The organism is Bacillus infantis (assembly GCF_050107595.1).
Lineage (GTDB): Bacteria > Bacillota > Bacilli > Bacillales > Cytobacillaceae > Bacillus_AB > Bacillus_AB infantis_C.
The window spans coordinates 130,961-148,463 of sequence record NZ_JBNILH010000001.1 but is presented as its reverse complement, the minus strand read 5'-3'; the positions used below and the strand labels follow the sequence as shown (position 1 = coordinate 148,463).

The 17,503-nt window shown below is 46.7% G+C and carries 16 protein-coding genes; 3 read left to right on the top strand and 13 right to left on the bottom strand.

The window, feature by feature from the left end; all coding sequences use genetic code 11:
* Positions 1–90 precede the first annotated feature (90 nt).
* The 5 genes from tpx to sppA all read right to left on the bottom strand — a co-directional run bounded on the left by tpx (position 91) and on the right by sppA (position 3,614).
* A complete protein-coding gene (gene tpx / locus ACQCVH_RS00785; RefSeq protein ID WP_009795332.1) occupies positions 91–591 on the bottom strand; it encodes a thiol peroxidase in 501 nt (166 codons plus the stop codon).
* Positions 592–733: 142 nt separating this feature from the next.
* Positions 734–1,222: a GerW family sporulation protein gene (gene ytfJ / locus ACQCVH_RS00780; protein WP_426834043.1), complete on the bottom strand. Its 489-nt coding sequence runs from the start codon at positions 1,220–1,222 to the stop codon at positions 734–736.
* A gap of 18 nt (positions 1,223–1,240) precedes the next feature.
* Positions 1,241–1,942, bottom strand: a complete 702-nt coding sequence (locus tag ACQCVH_RS00775) for a DUF2953 domain-containing protein (protein WP_426834042.1) — start codon at positions 1,940–1,942, stop codon at positions 1,241–1,243.
* A 147-nt stretch (positions 1,943–2,089) separates the two neighbouring features.
* Positions 2,090–2,593, bottom strand: coding sequence for an RDD family protein (locus tag ACQCVH_RS00770; RefSeq protein ID WP_426834041.1), 504 nt, complete (start codon positions 2,591–2,593; stop codon positions 2,090–2,092).
* Positions 2,594–2,606: 13 nt separating this feature from the next.
* Positions 2,607–3,614: a signal peptide peptidase SppA gene (gene sppA, locus ACQCVH_RS00765; protein ID WP_426834040.1), complete on the bottom strand. Its 1,008-nt coding sequence runs from the start codon at positions 3,612–3,614 to the stop codon at positions 2,607–2,609.
* A gap of 143 nt (positions 3,615–3,757) precedes the next feature.
* On the opposite strand from sppA, the gene ACQCVH_RS00760 reads away from it, so the two are divergent.
* Positions 3,758–4,561, top strand: a complete 804-nt coding sequence (locus ACQCVH_RS00760; RefSeq protein WP_426834039.1) for an NAD kinase — start codon at positions 3,758–3,760, stop codon at positions 4,559–4,561.
* 680 nt (positions 4,562–5,241) lie between these two features.
* Here the strand turns inward: ACQCVH_RS00760 and rarD are convergent.
* From rarD to ACQCVH_RS00730, 6 genes are all read right to left on the bottom strand, one after another.
* A complete protein-coding gene (rarD, locus tag ACQCVH_RS00755; protein ID WP_426834038.1) occupies positions 5,242–6,168 on the bottom strand; it encodes an EamA family transporter RarD in 927 nt (308 codons plus the stop codon).
* A gap of 94 nt (positions 6,169–6,262) precedes the next feature.
* A complete protein-coding gene (locus tag ACQCVH_RS00750; protein ID WP_426834037.1) occupies positions 6,263–7,867 on the bottom strand; it encodes an amidohydrolase in 1,605 nt (534 codons plus the stop codon).
* 152 nt (positions 7,868–8,019) lie between these two features.
* Positions 8,020–9,606: an acyl-CoA synthetase MbcS gene (gene mbcS / locus ACQCVH_RS00745; protein ID WP_426834036.1), complete on the bottom strand. Its 1,587-nt coding sequence runs from the start codon at positions 9,604–9,606 to the stop codon at positions 8,020–8,022.
* A gap of 139 nt (positions 9,607–9,745) precedes the next feature.
* A complete protein-coding gene (locus tag ACQCVH_RS00740) occupies positions 9,746–9,949 on the bottom strand; it encodes an alpha/beta-type small acid-soluble spore protein (RefSeq protein WP_009795341.1) in 204 nt (67 codons plus the stop codon).
* A 101-nt stretch (positions 9,950–10,050) separates the two neighbouring features.
* Entirely contained in the window at positions 10,051–11,256 is a 1,206-nt protein-coding gene (thiI, locus tag ACQCVH_RS00735) for a tRNA uracil 4-sulfurtransferase ThiI (protein WP_426834035.1), read from the bottom strand.
* Positions 11,257–12,399: a cysteine desulfurase family protein gene (locus ACQCVH_RS00730; protein WP_426834034.1), complete on the bottom strand. Its 1,143-nt coding sequence runs from the start codon at positions 12,397–12,399 to the stop codon at positions 11,257–11,259.
* A gap of 232 nt (positions 12,400–12,631) precedes the next feature.
* Here ACQCVH_RS00730 and brnQ point away from each other — a divergent pair, with 232 nt between their 5' ends.
* Positions 12,632–13,957 (top strand): branched-chain amino acid transport system II carrier protein, encoded by a 1,326-nt coding sequence (gene brnQ, locus ACQCVH_RS00725; protein WP_426834033.1) that lies wholly within the window; start codon positions 12,632–12,634, stop codon positions 13,955–13,957.
* Positions 13,958–14,012: 55 nt separating this feature from the next.
* On the opposite strand, the gene ezrA is transcribed toward brnQ, so the two are convergent.
* Positions 14,013–15,713 (bottom strand): septation ring formation regulator EzrA, encoded by a 1,701-nt coding sequence (gene ezrA, locus ACQCVH_RS00720; protein ID WP_426834032.1) that lies wholly within the window; start codon positions 15,711–15,713, stop codon positions 14,013–14,015.
* Between the two features lie 353 nt (positions 15,714–16,066).
* Here ezrA and hisJ point away from each other — a divergent pair, with 353 nt between their 5' ends.
* On the top strand, positions 16,067–16,864 hold the full coding sequence (gene hisJ, locus ACQCVH_RS00715) for a histidinol-phosphatase HisJ (protein WP_426834031.1): 798 nt from the start codon (positions 16,067–16,069) through the stop codon (positions 16,862–16,864).
* Here the strand turns inward: hisJ and refZ are convergent.
* Entirely contained in the window at positions 16,861–17,490 is a 630-nt protein-coding gene (gene refZ / locus ACQCVH_RS00710; RefSeq protein WP_426834030.1) for a forespore capture DNA-binding protein RefZ, read from the bottom strand. The two genes, hisJ and refZ, sit on opposite strands and share 4 nt — an antisense overlap.
* Positions 17,491–17,503: the final 13 nt, after the last annotated feature.

Sequence of the window (17,503 nt, the reverse complement as noted above, 5' to 3'; positions counted from 1 at the left end):
CCGCCGCCTGCAGTCAGGGGATCCGGTAACGCAGCCTGTGCATTCTTAAAGGCATACAAAAACCCCGATTGCCCGGGGTTCCTAGAAGAATTATTCAGCTTGCCTTGCAGCTTCCACTGCGGCTTCATAGTCAGGATGGTCAGTTGCCTCGCTCACATATTGGGCATAAACCACTTTGTCGTTGGAATCAACAACAAATACTGCGCGTGCAAGAAGGCGGAGCTCCTTGATCGCTACCCCGTACGCTTCACCGAACGAAAGATCGCGGTGGTCTGAAACTGTCTGGACATTTTCAATGCCGGCAGCCGCGCACCAGCGCTTCTGTGCGAAAGGAAGGTCTACGCTGACTGTAAGAACTTTTACATTATCAAGCTTTGATGCTTCTTCATTGAATCTGCGCGTCTGGGCGTCGCAAACGCCTGTGTCAATAGAGGGAACAACACTGATCAGTCTTACCTGGCCCTTGGAATCCGCAAGCGTCACCTCAGATAAGTCATTGGCAAGCACTTTAAATTCCGGAGCCTGGTCTCCTGCTTTCACTTCATTCCCCAGCAAAGTAACCGGATTTCCTTTAAAAGTAATTGATGCCATTGGTTTCTTCCTCCTTATTTTTCATATATGTACAGTGCAATCATACTTCCTGGAAAATCTTTTTGCAATGAAAAGCCATTCCATTTTTGCAATAGAAAAGGCTGTCTCCGGGGACGAAGGCCAGCCTCTTCAAACAACCATTTTAGAAGTCCAGGTCATGCTTTGGTCCATTGTATTCGTTCGAGCGGTTCTGGCTGCTTTGGCCTTCGCTCTTTCCATCCTGGCCGCTGCTTCCTGATCCGTTATTTTTTGACATCATCTGCTGGATCTTATCAACAGCCTGAGGGGCCAAATCAAGGATTTTTTCATAAAGATGTGTGCTTTCGTCCAGGTGGACCATTTTAACTCCGTGGGAACTCACGATTAAAAAAGCAATCGGCGTAATGGAAACCCCGCCGCCGCTTCCTCCGCCAAACGGATGCTTCGGCTTGCCTTCTCCCTCGCGGCCTGATCCTTCAAGCATAAACTCACTGCCGCCTGCTGCAAATCCAAATCCAACCTTTGATACGGTAAGGATCACACTTCCATCAGGAGTTTCAACCGGGTCCCCGATGATTGTATTCACATCAATCATTTCTTTCAGATTTTCCATTGCGGTCGTCATCAAGCCTTGTATCGGATGATCAGACATAGTAAACTTCCTCCTCATCTAAACGGATTTTGTTTTATTATCAGATAGCACGGATAACGGCTTTGTCCTAAAGTCCGGCATTCCGCCTTTCCAATATTTAATCAGTTTAATTCCTGCCAACATAGCTTGCCCGATGCGGAATTGAAACATACATGAAAAACGGGTTTGGGAAACAGCTGCCTGGAAATGGGGGGTCACCGACAAAACGGGCATGTCCCTCATCCTCATATAGTGGCTGAGGAAGCCGATCAGACTTCCTTTTGCAGACCAGATTACCCCGGCAAGGACAGCAGTATGCGCCGCATCCCCAATTCCGGCCAATGTATGCCATTCGATATCCCTGATTGCCACCTTTTTCAGAAATCTCCGGATAATAATGTGCAGGCCAAATACATGCCGTATCAGCTCCTCGGCATCCTTGAGACTGTCCAGGAAGTCCTCCGGCGTGAATTTTTTCCGGTCTTCCTGCTTTTTCTCCTCCTTCTGGCCGGCTTCTAATTTCTCTTCAACAACAATGGAAGGGGAGTTATCATCAATTTTTATCAGCGGAACCTGTATGTTATAGCGGATAAGGCCGAACCAGGCCCTGAACTTTATTGATATATGGTCATTATCCTGGCCATGATAGAAGTTAAAGAAAACTGTAAGCTTTGAGAAAAGAAGAATAATGAGCAAAAGCAGAATGACTGCTGCAGCTGCCCCCAGGATCACCCACCACATCCGATCACCCCCTATTAACGGGCTGGTGTATTTTTTCGCATTATGATTCTGCTAAAGATATCCAGACGCTAAATCTAGGCTTTCCTTTTGGGAAAAAAAATAAACCTGCCGGCAGCAGGCCGGCAGGTTGATTCTTTCAATTATCCGTTATTTTCTTTCGTGAATGACGCTTGTATCGGCAAACAGGTCATGAAGCCCCTGTTTTTTCGGCAGAAAAGCGACAATGATATAGCCAATATAGATAGTGGCGGAAATGAAGCGCCCGACCCACTCCCTGAACAATATGGTGCTCCAGGACATTTCTTCATCTTTAAGACTGATTACTTTCAGCCCAAATATCATTTTCCCGAGCGTCTGCCTGAAATACTTTGTCATCAGGACAAAATAGGCGTAAAAGATGATGCTTGTAACGATATTTGCCGGAGTGAAAATCCCCGAATCAGCAAGGGGAAGATCCGCCGCCCGAAAAATTGGATGCACAATGATGCGATTAATGCTGCCAATGACAATGAGATCGGCCAGATAGGCCCAGAACCTCATCCAGAAACCGGCAAAACGGGGTGCTGCCAAATGATCTTCATAGGGCTGGCTGGCTGGTGAATGATTGTCAGCAGGAGAATCTTTTTCCAAATGGCTGTCTATTGTGGTCATTTGCCATCCCTCCTCATTCTGAATACATGTACATCAGGCGCGGGGCATTCGGCTGTGACAATAGCTTCATCATGCCGGCCATTTCAATATCATCGCCCATTACTTTCCTTGCACCCATGCTGAACAGGGAGCCAAAGCCCATATTTTCCGAATAGCTGACAACCTGTGCACCCTTAAGCTTATGGTCTTTCTTCAGTTCATCGACAACATCTTCAAAGAAGCCGAAACCATCAATCAGATTCAGCTCTTTTGCCTGGCGGCCGTCATAAATCCGTCCGTCAGCGATTTTCCGTACCTGTTCTGCCGGGATGCCCCTTCCTTCTGAAATGACTTTAACAAAGCCTTCATAAGAATTGTCGATCATAGACTGGAGGATCTCCCGTTCTTCTTCGGTCATGTCCCTTGTAGGGCTCATGATATCTTTATAAGGCCCGCTTTTGATCGTTACGAATTCCACGCCATACTTTTCTGCAAGGCCTGCATAATTATAGCCCTGCATGATGACACCGAGGGAACCTGTAAGCGTCTCCGGACTGGCATAAATTTTCTCGGCCGGAGCAGAAATATAATAGCCGCCGGAAGCAGCCATTGATCCCATTGATATGTACACAGGCTTTTTCGCTTCCTTCTGGATTTCCACGATCTTATCATGGATCTCCGAGCTTTCCACTACACCGCCCCCTGGGGAATTTACGCGGAGAATGACCGCTTTCACGCTATCATCCTCTTTAACATGGTCCAGCTTTTTCATGAAAGTTTTGTGGTTATAGCCGGGACTGGCAAACAGTGAGCTGGCATCTCCGGCATCCTGGATGGTCCCATCTACATTCAGGACGGCAATTTTCTTTGTACTGCTGCCCTGTTCAATAATTTCTTCGGCAAATGCTTCATCAACCGGAAACAGATCCGCAAATGTGCTTTCGGCATTCCTAAATGCGAAAGTCGACAGCACACTAGTAATTATGGAGAAAAACAGCAGTGCAGCAGCTATCCCTAGAGCCGCCCATCTTTTTCCATTCATAACTTCTCCTCCTTTTTTCCTTTTCCATGTGTTAATACGCAATAACTTTTAAAATGTTTCAAAAACATGTACACTGATGACAATAAACGTTATTGCCGCAAAATACCAATCATACGCAAATATTATCATTTTGAATGGGAGGAATGAAAGTGACGCGCCGAAACTTATATTTTTACCATAAGAAAGATTCTGAAATGATGGAAAAAGCAGGCCATCTTTATGAGCTGGCCGAAAAATACGGATTTACCCTAGTCAATGACTTTAAACAGGCTAATATCATTGTGAGCATTGGCGGTGACGGGACCTTTCTTCAGGCCGTCCGCAAGACCGGTTTCCGCGAGGACTGCCTGTACGCAGGCATCTCTACAACCGGCACATTGAGCATGTACTGCGATTTCCATCTGGATGACACATCCAAAATGATTGAAGCGATGGCCAATGAACAGATCGAAGTCAGGAGATATCCGACCATGGAGATTAAGGTGGATGATGAATCCTCCTTCTATTGCCTGAATGAATTCAGCATACGGTCTGCGATCATCAAAACATTTGTAATGGATGTATTTATCGATAATCTCCATTTCGAAACCTTCAGGGGCGACGGCATGATTGTCGCAACCCCGACAGGCAGTACAGCCTATAATAAATCGGTCAATGGCGCCATCGTTGACCCTATGCTCCCCTGCCTCCAGGTCAGCGAACTGGCATCCCTGAACAATAACCGCTACAGGACACTGGGTTCTTCATTCATCCTGAGCAGCGGCCGCAGCCTGACCCTCAGAGTCATCCAGGACGGCAATGACCACCCGACAATGGGAATGGACAACGAAGCACTAAGCATCCAGCATGTCGAAAAAATTGAAGCCAAACTGAGCGGCAAACAAATCAAGACCGTCAAACTTAAGGACAACTCCTTCTGGGAAAAGGTGAAGAGGAGTTTTCTATAAAAAAGGCGGGATTGTCTGAACAAGTCATGTATCCCGATACAGGATGGGATACATGACTTCTCTTTTTTCTCCACACTCATGTATCCCAGGAGCCGGTTGCGATACATGGCTTACCTTTTTTCCCCACACTCATGTACCCCAGGAGCCTGTTGGGATACATGACTTCTCTTTTTTCTCCACACTCATGTATCCCAGGTGCCTGATGGAATACATGACTTCCTTTTTTTCTCCACACTCATGTATCCCAGGAGCCTGTTGGAATACATGACTTCCTTTTTTTCTCCACACTCATGTATCCCAGGAGCCTGCTAGGATACATGACTTCTCTTTTTTCTCCACACTCATGTATCCCAGGAGCCTGCTAGGATACATGACTTCTCTTTTTTCTCCACACTCATGTATCCCAGGAGCCGGTTGCGATACATGACTTCCTTTTTTTCCCCACACTCATGTACCCCAGGAGCCTGTTGGGATACATGACTTCTCTTTTTTCTCCACACTCATGTATCCCAGGAGCCTGCTAGGATACATAACTTCCTTTTTTATCCAGACCATAACATCTAAATATAATTCGTCCCACAGCCAAAAAGGCCCTTTGTCCGCCCTCCTCGCACCTAACCTGCAGCCCTGGCCAAGGGACGCACAATTAGAAAAAGGAAGAGGCCTTCGCCTCTTCCTTTTTACATCCCCAGCCCTTTCCCATGTTTCCATTTCATATTGGCAAATAACTTAGTCCTGGACAGCGAGTAGACGGTCAAAGCCAGCCAAATGAACAAGAATGCGACCAGGTGGGTCTTTGTGAATTCTTCACCATATACAAAAATGCCGAGCAGCAGTGTTAATGTCGGAGCGATATACTGCAGATAACCCAGCATGGAAAGCGGAATTTTCTGTGCTCCTTTGGCAAAATACAGAAGCGGGATCGCGGTGGCTGCCCCTGCCCCGATCAGCAGGAGATCCGTTCCTGTGGAAATGGCCAGGAATGACTGTTTTCCGTCTGCAAATAAATAGATCAGATATCCAAGTGCCAATGGCATGACAACCATCGTCTCAAGCGTCAGTCCAATGGCAGATTCCACCTTGATCAGTTTTTTTGCCAAACCGTAAAGGCCGAAAGATAAAGCAAGCGCAACCGCAATCCATGGAAATCTGCCATAAGAGAAGGTCATGATAAGCACACCCGCAGCCGCCAGCAGGAAAGAAACTGTCTGCACAGAGGAAAGCTTTTCTTTTAAAACGACTATACCCAGAAGGACACTGACCAGCGGGTTGATATAATAGCCAAGGCTTGCTTCAATCATCTGGCCGGAATTGACTGCCCAAATATATATGAACCAGTTGCAGCTTACGAGCAGAGAGGCAATTGTCAGAGCGAGCATTTGCTTCTTGTTATCCCGTATTCCTCTCAATGTCTTGATAAAATCCGGCCATTTCCTGGTCAGGGCAAGTACAGCCAGCATAAAGATGAAGGACCAGAAAACCCGGCTGGCCAGAATTTCATCAGCACTCACATGATTGAGAAGCTTCCAGTAGATCGGCAGGATGCCCCATATCAAATAAGACAGCCCTGCGTACAGGGCCCCTTGTTTTACTTCAGTATCTGTCATTTTTGGTTAGCCTCGATTCTTTCTAATATCGAAATAATTATAAAGCCAAAAGAAAAAAACTGGCAACCTATTCGTTTTAGCAGCATTCGCTCGTTTAATTCTGTCCGCGCTTATAAACGGTTTTTCCTCCTATGACTGTCTCATTGACTCTTGTACGGAGGAGTGTCTCCGGATCTTCTTCGAATATATTACGGTCAAGGATTGTGAAGTCAGCAAGATATCCTTCCTTGATCATTCCCCTGTCACCTTCATGGCAGATTGCATATGCGCTGCCTTTGGTATATAAGGAAACAGCTTCGTACATGGATAATGCCTCCTCTTTGATATAGGCGATCCTCCCCGGGTCATCGCTGCTGGTTCTTGTAACCGCAGAATGGATGCCGAGGAGCGGGTCAGCTTGCTCGATTGGCGCATCAGATCCGCCTGCACACGGAATTCCTTCATCAAGCAATGTTTTCCAGGCATAACAGTAATCCATATGCTCTTCGCCGATCCTGCTGATGACCCACGGAAAGTCAGAAGCCAGGAATCTTGGCTGGATATCCAGTATAAGCGGCAGCTTTTTTGCTCGCGGAAGGAGTTCTTTCCGTAATATCTGTGCATGGATAAGCCGGTCCCTGCCTTTTCCTTTCAGCGGGTATTTTTCAATGCTGTTCAGCGACATTTCAAAAGCCTTGTCACCAATGGCATGTATGGCAACCGGCATATCCAGCTCCCTGGCTTTTTTCAATAGCCCGTCAAGCTGATCCTGTGTAAAAATGGCCACTCCTGAGGTTGAAGGATCATCCGCATACGGATGGCTCAGCAAAGCGGTCCGGCCTCCCAAAGCCCCGTCAGAAAAAATTTTCATTGCACCGAATTCTATCCACTCATCCCCGCCAAGATAATTTCCGCCCTCAAGCTTCATCTCATCGATAACCTCATGATGGACGAGCAGGTGGGCACGGAAAGGCAGTTTATCTTCGCCAATGACCTCCTTAAATGTCCCATAGGTACCCTGGAAGCCGCCATAATAATTAAGATCCTCAGTATGTGCCCCTGTCAGGCCCAGTGCATAGGCATCCTGTATGGCTGCACGCATCGCCGTTTCGAGATACTCACGCGATGCCCCCGGCAGAATAGAAAAAATAAGCTCCTGGGACTGATCCTTCAATAGTCCAGTTGGAAGGCCTGCCTCATCTTTTTCAATGACCCCGCCTGGAGGGCAAATGGTATCCGGGGTGATTCCGCCCGCTTCCAATGCTTTCGAATTGACGGCGATTGCGTGCCGGCAAATCCTCTTCAGGCAGACTGGATGTTCAGGAACCGCTTCATCAAGCTCCTTTGCCAGCAAGGGGTCAGGGCTGTCCCATAAATTTTCATTCCAGCCCTCGCCGATGATCCAGCTGCCTTTTGGAAACCTGCCTGCATATTCCTTCACAGCATCGAGCACTTCTGTTTTAGAGGTGCAGCCGGACAAGTCAAGTCTTATCAGCCTTTCCCCATGTCCGATCAAGTGCATATGGCTGTCCACAAATCCGGGCAGCATCAGGCTTCCCTCAAGGTCCCTCATTTCAGAGGGTTTTACCGAGTAGATTCTTTTCATTTCTTCCAGCAGCCCTGCCCCCAGGATCTTTCCATTCTCCGTCATGACCGCTTCGGTTTTTTGTCCTTCTTGCTGAAGGGTGTATATATGTCCTCCATGCCATAAAGTTCGCATCTTTTTCTTGCTCCTTTGCTTCCTATTCTGGCACAGAAACAATAATCAGTGCCTGCTGATATGATTATATCTTCTTTCGGGACACAAAAAAACTGAGCTTTAAAAAAGCTCAGGGTTAAAACCAATTTATATAGGGGCTTCCCAGGTGGATACTAGCTGCGGGCAGCCTCCTCCATTTCTTTTTTCCTCAGCTCTACCCTGCGGATCTTTCCTGATGTGGTCTTCGGAAGCTCTGACAGAAACTCGATCCTGCGGGGATATTTATAAGGAGCAGTCAGCTCCTTTACATGCTCCTGCAAGGTACTGATGAGATCCGGCTTATCTTCCGCGATGCCATCCTGCAGGACGATAAAGGCTTTGACGACTGCTCCGCGGATTTCGTCCGGGCTCGCCACGACGGCGCATTCCTTTACGTACGGGTGCTTGACAAGGGCATCCTCCACCTCAAACGGCCCGATCGTATATCCGGAGCTGATGATAATATCATCTCCCCTGCCTTCAAACCAGAAGTACCCGTCTTCATCCTTTTTCGCTTTGTCTCCGGTTACATAGTATTCACCCCGGAATTGCATGGCCGTCCGTTCTGGATCCTTATAATAGTTTTTAAATAATGCAGGGGTTTCAATGTGGACGGCGATATCGCCGACTTCCCCTGGTCCGCATGCGTGACCGTCTTCAGTAATAATCTCGACAGAATTTCCGGGGATCGGTTTGCCCATTGAACCCGGCCTAAGCTCCATGCCTTTTGTAATGCCGACCAGAAGGGTGTTTTCCGTCTGGCCGTATCCGTCCCGCACTTCAATATTAAAATGCTTTTTGAAAGTATCAATCACTTCGCGGTTGAGCGGCTCCCCTGCCGAGACGGCACTATGAAGATCCGGGAGGCTGTATTCAGCAAGATTGTCGACCTTTGCCATCAGCCTGTATTCTGTAGGGGTGCAGCAAAGGACATTGACTTTGTAGTCCTGAAGGAGTGCCAGATATTTTTTCGGCTCAAATTTCCCGGAATATACCAGTCCTGTTCCTCCTGATCCCAGCACGGAGAGGAAGGGGCTCCATATCCATTTCTGCCAGCCCGGGCCAGCAGTTGCCCAGACAGTATCCCCCTCATTGATGCAAAGCCAGTTAGGACCGGCGGCACGGAGATGTGCATATGCCCAGCCATGTGTATGTACGACTCCCTTGGGATTGCCCGTTGTGCCGGAAGTATAGGAAAGGAAAGCCATATCGTCCTTGCTTGTTCCCGCAGTCTCCATGATATCAGAGGCTGCATCCATCTTTTCGTCCAGAGGAATCCAGCCTTGCACAGGCTCTCCAATCACAAACTTAGGCAGGTCCTCTGCTTCAGGAACATCTGCAAATTGCTCTGTAAACGGCGAAAAGCATACAATGGCCTTCACATCGCCATGATTGATCCTGTACTGAATATCTTTAGAGCGGAGCATCTCAGAGCAGGGAATGACTACCAGGCCCATTTTAAGTGCAGCTATGTACGTCTGGTAAGCTTCTATCAGGCGCGGGACCATGATCAGGACCACATCCCCCTGCCTCAGGCCGTTCCCGGAGAAAACGTTTCCAATTTTATTGGCATTTGATAAAAGCCTGGAATATGTAATTTCCTTTCTTTCGCCTTCCCCGCTTTCCCAGAGGATGGCTGTCCTTTCAGGCTTATCAGCAAACTTCTCCATTTCAGAGACCAGATTATATTTTTCTGGCGCCAGCAGATCTTCACGCTTCATGTCATATGTCCTCCTCATCTGAAATTGTATCAATAATTATATTATACATAATTTTTTAAAAATTTAAAAATATATAACAAAAAGTAAAGGAGCAGGCTGGTGAGCCTGCTCCTTTGTAGCCATATTATTTATTTTTCGATTAGCGCTGGAAACCTCCAAGCTGTTGTTCAGCCATTTGAACTAAACGCTTAGTGATTTCTCCTCCTACTGAACCGTTAGCACGTGAAGTTGTTTCTGCGCCAAGGTTTACACCAAATTCAGTAGCGATTTCGTATTTCATTGAGTCAAGAGCTTGCTGTACGCCAGGTACTAGAAGCTGGTTAGAGTTGTTGCTGCTTGCCATGTGATCTCACCTCCTTGTGAGTTTAGAATGTGTAGAATCACATGGCTTCATGCAAATATTAATTGGTAATGTTTTCTTCACCCGTCCGACTTTCAGTCTCCCTAGAAAAGATCGTCCTCACTGTCACTACCGGCTTCATACGGCTTGATGCGAATTGTTTCAATATGCTCCACAGCTTTTGCAATAAGCGCATCAAAATCAACAAAGCTTTCATAATATGCTGCCTTTTCAAGCTTAGGCTTCGTTTTGGGCGAAGCCGGGACAAATACGGTGCAGCAGTCATCATATGGCAGGATTGATATATCATGGGTATCAATTTCCTGGGCGATCTCAATGATATCGGTCTTATCCGTTGTTATCAGCGGGCGCAGGACCGGCGTGCTTGTCACTTCATTGATGGCATACATGCTGTCCAGTGTCTGGCTTGCAACCTGGCCGAGGCTCTCACCTGTAATGACAGCGAGCCCTCCATGCTTTTCCCGGATCAGATCCGTAATTTTAAGCATCAGCCTTCTGGTGGTTGTCATCGTATAATTTTCAGGCACCTGCTTTTGGATAAGCTGCTGGATGTCCGTAAAAGGAACAATATGAAGGACCATTTGCCCTGTATATCCCGCCAGCTTTTCAGCCAGGTCAACCACCTTTTGCTTGGATCTTTCGCTGGTGAAGGGAGGACTGTAGAAATGGACAGCTTCCACATCAAGCCCTCTCTTCATGGATAAATAGCCTGCGACCGGGCTGTCTATTCCCCCAGAAAGCATGAGCATCGCCTTGCCACCTGATCCGGCAGGCATACCTCCGGCTCCCTGAATATTTTCGCATGAAAGATAGGCAGCTTCCGGCCTTATTTCAGCCTGGAGATTAATATCCGGCTTTTTTACATCCACCTTCAAGCCTTCCATATTCTTCAGGAGATGTGAGCCAAGGGCATGGTTCAGTTCTCCGGTGTCAAGGTGAAAGCCCTTGTCCGCTCTACGCGCCGATACCTTGAAGGTATCTCCATCCTTGTATACCCGCTTTAAAAGTGCCAGGGCAGCTTCCTTGATTTTTTCTATATCCTTTTCAGCTTTCACAGCAGGACTGAAGGATTGAATGCCAAAGACCCCTTTGAGCTTCTCTATGATCTCTTCCCCATTTTCACCGTTAAGCTGGATGAACATCCTGTCCCTCTGGCCCTCGATCCTGACGGCCGGGTAGCTGTGCAGGACTTTCTTAATGCTTCTTTTCAGCTTCTCGACAAACTTCCCCCTGTTTCGGCCTTTTGTTGAAATTTCTCCATAGCGGATTAATATGCGGTCATAATTCATTTATTTCATTACCTTCCTTAGCTTTTTCGCTGTTTCTTCAATTGCCTGCAGCACAGCTTCTGCTTCCTCTGCTGTATTATCATAAGAAAGGCTGATTCTGATGCTGCTTGCCGCAGCCTCTTCAGGAATGCCCATAGCCAGCAGTGTCCTGCTGACAGCTTTCTTTTTCGAGGAACAGGCACTTGTGGTGGAGACATATATATTTTTTTCCTCAAGGGAATGCACAAATACTTCTGCCTTTAAGCCTGGTGCAGAAAAATTGAGGATATGCGGCGCCGAGTCTTCTAGCGGTGTATGGACAGAGATGCCTTCAATGGATTCCAGTCCTTCCCTAAGCAAAGATTTTACGTGTCTAAGCTGCTCCAGCCGGCTCCTGTACCTTTCAAGGCTGATTCTGAGCGCCTTGGCCATACTGACAATCCCTGGAACATTCTCTGTTCCGCTCCGCTGGTTCCATTCCTGGCTTCCGCCTGAAAACAGCGGTGAAAGCTTGACGCCTTCCCTGATGTAAAGGACACCTGTGCCTTTTAAACCGTGGAATTTATGGGCAGAAATGGTGCAAAGGTCTATTTCATTTTTTTGAAAATCAAGCGGAACCTTTGCAATGCCCTGTACATGATCCACATGGAAAAGCACTTTTGAATAGGGCTTGAGCATTTTGCCGATTTCAGCAATCGGCTGGATGGTGCCAACCTCATTATTAACATGGATGACGCTCACAAGAATCGTATCATGGCATAAGGCAGCTTCTATGTCCTCCGGCCTGATTCTCCCATCCTGGTCTACAGGAATATACGTAACCCGGAACCCGAGCTCTTTCAGCTGTTCAAATGCTTCTGCCACTGATGAATGCTCCGAGGCAGTCGTAATAAGATGGCGCCCCCTGCTTTTATGCATCATGGCAGTCCCTTTTACAGCCAGATTATTTCCTTCAGTTCCGCCTGAAGTAAAGAAAATTTCCTTCTGGCCGGCTCCCAGGAGCTCGGCAATCTGCATCCGGGCCTGTGACAGGAGCTTTTCTGCCCTGCCCCCGATTCCGTGCAAAGACGAGGGATTGCCAAAGTAATCTGAGGCCACCTTATTAAATGAATCCAGCACTTCTTTATATGGTTTAGTTGTTGCACTATTATCAAAGTAAATCATGGGTCTTCCCCTTCCTTGAAAAACCGTTTAGCCAATAGTAAATCTTATCACACTGGGACAATGTTTTCATCTGCATAATCTTTTATATTTCTTTTGGAAACCAAAAACATAACAAAAGACAGAATTATAAGTCTGAATGTTTTGACTATAATTCCTTTCGACAAATTTCTCATTTCCTGTGTTAGTATGTTAAATGTTCTAAACATTTCGATAGACAGTCATGGAGGTTTGTATGAATAATAAGAGCCTATCCAGCAGAGAAACAATCGCAATAGGACTGATGCTTTTCGCTCTTTTCTTTGGAGCAGGGAATATGATTTTCCCTCCATATCTCGGCCAGGAATCTGGTGTCAGCATGGGAAAGGCCATCATCGGATTCCTCATAACCGGCGTCGGCCTGCCGCTTCTGGGAGTCATCAGCATAGCCAAGGCTGGAGATCTCAGAACGCTGGCCGGCAGGGTCCACCCTGTTTTCGGGGCTATCTTTACTTTGCTTTTGTATCTTGCCATCGGCCCGCTGTTCGGGATTCCGCGGACCGGAACCGTAGCCTACGAAATTGGCATCACTCCGTTTTTGCCTGATACCGTTTCTAAGTACGGGATGGCACTGCTTTTTTATACCATTATCTTTTTTGCCGTCACAGCCTGGCTTTCAATGAATCCTTCTAAGCTTGTGGACCGGATCGGGAAGTTATTTACTCCGATTCTTCTTGTTATATTGGCCATTCTGGCTGTAAAGAGTATCATCACTCCTTTGGGAGAGCCAATGGCTGCCAAAGGCGCATATGCCGAAACGCCTTTTTTTAAAGGTTTCGTCGAAGGCTACTTAACCATGGATGCAATCGCCGCCCTTGTTTTTGGCATAGTTGTGATCGGTTCAATTAAAGAAAGAGGCATCAGCAGCTCAAGGCAGATTGCAAAAATATGCATCTATTCAGGACTTATTGCAGCCGCTGCCCTTATGCTTGTTTACCTTTCGCTCGCATACATTGGGGCATCCGGGGCAGAATCGATTGGGTTTCAGGAAAACGGGGGAGCTCTCCTTTCCGCCGCCGCTTCCCGTCTTTTCGGATCTTTTGGGGCTGTCATCCTTGGGCTGGCCATTACTTTTGCCTGCCTTACCACTTCAATTGGGCTCGTCTCTTCCTGTGCACAATATTTTTCAAGAATTGTGCCAGCCATATCTTACAAGACATTTGTGCTGATTTTATCCTTATTCAGCATGATGATCGCCAATATCGGCTTGACGCAGCTCATTTCAATATCTTTGCCAATGCTCACGATGATCTATCCGCCGGCAATCGTTCTGGTATTGCTCTCTTTTCTGCATCATGCCTTTGGCGGCTCAAGAGCTGTATATGCAGGAGCCCTGATTCCGGCAGGTCTGATCAGTATTATTGATGCAATAAAAGCAGCCGGGGCAGATACCCGTATTTTTTCAGAAATGCTTGGGTTCCTTCCTCTCTATGCAGAAGGACTCGGCTGGGTCATTCCAGCCATTGCCGGTGGCCTGCTCGGTCTTCTCATTGCCGGAAGGGGCAGAAACACAGCAGAATAGACAGATTAACTTTCCCCATATAAAAAACCAGATCTGCCAAAGCAGATCTGGTTTTTTATGCATTTTCTTCTTTTTCGCCGATCATTTCTTCTATTCTTTTCAAAGCTCCTGGCTCAATCTCTTCAATAGATGAAGCAGCCTGCTCCAGTGCCTCTTTATAATTGTAGTTCCTGAATGAATCCTCCGCTTCTCTCAGTGCTTTAGCGATGGAAGGATACTTGCTTCGATACCTGTTTCCATATTGGATGACCTTTTCAGCCAGCTGGACGGTTTCAATCATTTCAGCCGTGCTGTCTGCAGCTTTATCAACTGTCATCACCGCTATTTCCAGATACTGCTGGACAGCAGGGATATCAAGGGGCTTTTCATCAAGCTTGTCAATGACATTTTGAATGCTTTCCTTCGTGTCTTCCATTAAATACCGGTAATTTTGGGACAGCCCAGGTATATTGCTCTTGGATACGAGCCTGATGGTTTCCGACAGCTTTTTGCTGATTTCCTTTACCTTTTCCCGTGCGGAGAGCTCGTCCTTCCTTAAGGCCTGCAGCTTTTCGGCAAAATGGACCTGCTCTTCTGACAATGCTTCCAGTTCATTTTTTATATATTCTAATTCTTCACCAAGAACTGAATGGGCAGAGCTTTGATTGCTGATTTTATGCTCAAGTATTTCAAAGCGTTTAAAAAGCTTGGTCAGCTTCGTTTCAAGCAGGCTGTGTGTTTCTTCGTCCTTTTCCTGGAGGTGGTAGCTTTGCTGTACGATGCCGAGCTCTTTCTTCAGCATAAAGTTTGCATCCTTGGCATTGTATAACTCTGTACGGACCTTTTCATCATGCGATTGGATGAACTTTCTTGCATACACTTCTTTCTCAAGCAGATCATAGAGCGCATCTATTTTCTGCTTGATATCCTCAAGGCCCTCATGCGCTTCTCCGGTCTCTGCGCGTTCGATCATGGCGAGATATTCGGCAGCCTCTTTTTCTAATGACTCTGCTTCCTTGTCCACTTCTACATGTTCAAGAATATATCCCTGCTCCTCCATTTCACGGAAGCCTTCTCTCACCTCAAGAAGCTGGGATGGGATATTTGACCCGGCATCCACCAGCAAATCGGGGATAACTTCCATTTTCTTTTGGATACTGTCAAGCTGTGCCTGGATGGTCAGGACGATTTCCCTGGCCTGAAGATAGTCGCCGTTTGCTGTCCGGTCCTCAAAGTCCTGGAACTTCGCAAAAGCTTCATCAAGCTGGACGCCCAGGATGGTTTCAGCCTTTCCATAGGTATGCCGATGGGCGAGCAGCGCCTTTTTGCATTCCCTGTACTGATCTTTGAGTCCATCGATCTCGGTGCGGTTCTTTTCTTCGCTTCCGACCAGCTCATTGATTTCAGCAAGGAGGGATTTTATTTTATCCTCTATGCCTGCAAGGCTCTCCTCGATTGCCTGCTGAACTTCCTTTGCCTTCTTAAAGCGGTAGCGGTCGATATATTCCTCTGCGTCAAACAGCAGCTCCTCCACTCCAGGAAGCTGCCCGGTAACGATATCGTCCCACTCATTCCGCCAGCGTTCGAACAGCTCCTCTGTCTGGCCTGTCATATTCAGCTGCTTCACTTTGGACATCTCGTCGAGGACCGGCCTGTCCGTTATGTCCATTTTCCAGCCTTCCAGCCTGTCTATTTCTTTATAATACTTCTTTTTCATTAGGTATCCCGTCAGAAATAGTGCAATCGCGATCACTATTCCTCCAATTATGTACTCCATTGAAAGCCCCCTGTTCTGCTGCCGAGCTGATAACTGATAGATATATGTAAAAAAAACTTGAAATATGCAATTCAATGTTTTTATGATACCATGTAAACGACAATTTTTGACTATTAATTTAATTTTTTTTGAGAGAAACTTGCTATTATAACCTGCTTGCCGTTTTTGTGCAAAACCCGGGATTCAGAATTGACTGTTCCACTGCTCCCTTATTGATGCCTTGAGCTTGTTTTTCCTCCTGGAAACTGGAACTGAACGTTTTTTTAGCCCGGCACCTATAATTGAACAATACGTTTTGCCGCATTACAAATAATTCGCATTTTTGATTTTCGACAGAATGGAGCGATGCCCCTATGCTAAGGGATGGACATATACATACACCATTTTGCCCCCATGGTTCGAAGGATGCTTTTGAAGAGTATATCGACAGGGCTCTTTCGCTCGGTTTTGCAGAACTGACCTTCACTGAGCATGCCCCGCTCCCCGACGAGTTCACAGACACAGCCCCTGCACGGGACAGCGCCATGCAGGCAGATGATCTTGGAGCCTACTTCGAAGAAATCAGCCGTGTAAAAGCTCTCTACAAAAATAAAATCAAAATCAATGCAGGGCTTGAAGTGGATTTTATAGAGGGATTTGAAAAAGAAACAGGCAGCTTCCTCTCAAAGGTCGGGCATCTTCTGGATGACAGCATTCTTTCGGTCCATTTTTTGTATTATGATGGGCAATATGAATGTGCAGATTACAGCCCGGACGTCTTCTCCTCCATGATCAGCCGCTACGGTTCCGCAGAGGCTGTTTACAGAAAATACTATGAAACCGTCAGAAGGTCGATTACAGCTGACCTGGGTCCCTATAAGCCAAAGAGGATCGGCCATATTTCGCTGATCCATAAATTCCAAAAAAAATATCCTGCCGGCTTTGAAGACAAACAGGAAATTTCAAATATCCTTCAGTTGATGAAGCTCCACGGTTACGCACTGGACTGCAACGGGGCCGGCACCGCAAAACCGCTCTGCCGGGAGCCTTATCCGCCGGAATGGGCAGCTTCGATGGCCAAGTCCCTTGGCATCCAGCTCGTCTATGGTTCGGATGCACATCAGGCTAAAGAATTGGGGCAGGGCTTTAGCAGTTTCTTCTTTGAAGGCTAATTGGCCATGACGATTTCCCTTGCACCATGTTCCCGGACGGCTCCGTCAATCCAATTATAGATTTCAATTAAGTATTTATCTGCGAAATATCTTTCGTTTGGAAAAACGTGAAGCACCTCTGACAGATACTGCATATTTAAAAATGGCATCGACAATAGCCCTTTAAACTGGATGATAAAATAACTTGGGTGCTGAGAGCGGAATTCCTTCGCTCTCATTCCGAATTCAAATACTTTATTCAGATAATATTTTTCCTTCGTCAAATAGGTAGACATAATTTCCCTCACCACCTGGGAGTCCAGCGAAACTTCCCTCAGGATAAAACGGGTCAGATGGATATTCCGGCTGTGATACAACAGGATATTTTCTGAAATAATTTTCAAGGCAGCCGCTGCCCCCAGGTGCAAGCAAGAAAAACCCTTCTCTATTTCAGCAATGTATCCCTCAAAGAATTCAGTGAAACAATGTTCCAGCAACCCATGCTTATTGTGAAAATAATAGGCAATATTGGCTGCATTCACTTTGGCTTTCGCGGCTATGTCACGTATGGATGTGCCGGTAAATCCGTTTGTATTAAAAAGGGAAATCGCTGCAGCAACAATGGCATCTTTCGAATTTTTTTTCATAATCCTACCTCGC

What these genes read in the sequence shown, in the direction of transcription:
- ACQCVH_RS00750 (WP_426834037.1), bottom strand. Translation starts at nt 7,867, where the DNA reads ATGCGAACTTTATGGCATGGAGGACATATATACACCCTTCAGCAAGAA.
- ACQCVH_RS00770 (WP_426834041.1), bottom strand. Translation starts at nt 2,593, where the DNA reads ATGACCACAATAGACAGCCATTTGGAAAAAGATTCTCCTGCTGACAAT.
- tpx (WP_009795332.1), bottom strand. Translation starts at nt 591, where the DNA reads ATGGCATCAATTACTTTTAAAGGAAATCCGGTTACTTTGCTGGGGAAT.
- brnQ (WP_426834033.1), top strand. Translation starts at nt 12,632, where the DNA reads ATGAATAATAAGAGCCTATCCAGCAGAGAAACAATCGCAATAGGACTG.
- mbcS (WP_426834036.1), bottom strand. Translation starts at nt 9,606, where the DNA reads ATGAAGCGTGAAGATCTGCTGGCGCCAGAAAAATATAATCTGGTCTCT.
- ACQCVH_RS00760 (WP_426834039.1), top strand. Translation starts at nt 3,758, where the DNA reads ATGAAAGTGACGCGCCGAAACTTATATTTTTACCATAAGAAAGATTCT.
- ACQCVH_RS00775 (WP_426834042.1), bottom strand. Translation starts at nt 1,942, where the DNA reads ATGTGGTGGGTGATCCTGGGGGCAGCTGCAGCAGTCATTCTGCTTTTG.
- thiI (WP_426834035.1), bottom strand. Translation starts at nt 11,256, where the DNA reads ATGAATTATGACCGCATATTAATCCGCTATGGAGAAATTTCAACAAAA.
- hisJ (WP_426834031.1), top strand. Translation starts at nt 16,067, where the DNA reads ATGCTAAGGGATGGACATATACATACACCATTTTGCCCCCATGGTTCG.
- ytfJ (WP_426834043.1), bottom strand. Translation starts at nt 1,222, where the DNA reads ATGTCTGATCATCCGATACAAGGCTTGATGACGACCGCAATGGAAAAT.
- ACQCVH_RS00740 (WP_009795341.1), bottom strand. Translation starts at nt 9,949, where the DNA reads ATGGCAAGCAGCAACAACTCTAACCAGCTTCTAGTACCTGGCGTACAG.
- refZ (WP_426834030.1), bottom strand. Translation starts at nt 17,490, where the DNA reads ATGAAAAAAAATTCGAAAGATGCCATTGTTGCTGCAGCGATTTCCCTT.
- ezrA (WP_426834032.1), bottom strand. Translation starts at nt 15,713, where the DNA reads ATGGAGTACATAATTGGAGGAATAGTGATCGCGATTGCACTATTTCTG.
- sppA (WP_426834040.1), bottom strand. Translation starts at nt 3,614, where the DNA reads ATGAATGGAAAAAGATGGGCGGCTCTAGGGATAGCTGCTGCACTGCTG.
- rarD (WP_426834038.1), bottom strand. Translation starts at nt 6,168, where the DNA reads ATGACAGATACTGAAGTAAAACAAGGGGCCCTGTACGCAGGGCTGTCT.
- ACQCVH_RS00730 (WP_426834034.1), bottom strand. Translation starts at nt 12,399, where the DNA reads ATGATTTACTTTGATAATAGTGCAACAACTAAACCATATAAAGAAGTG.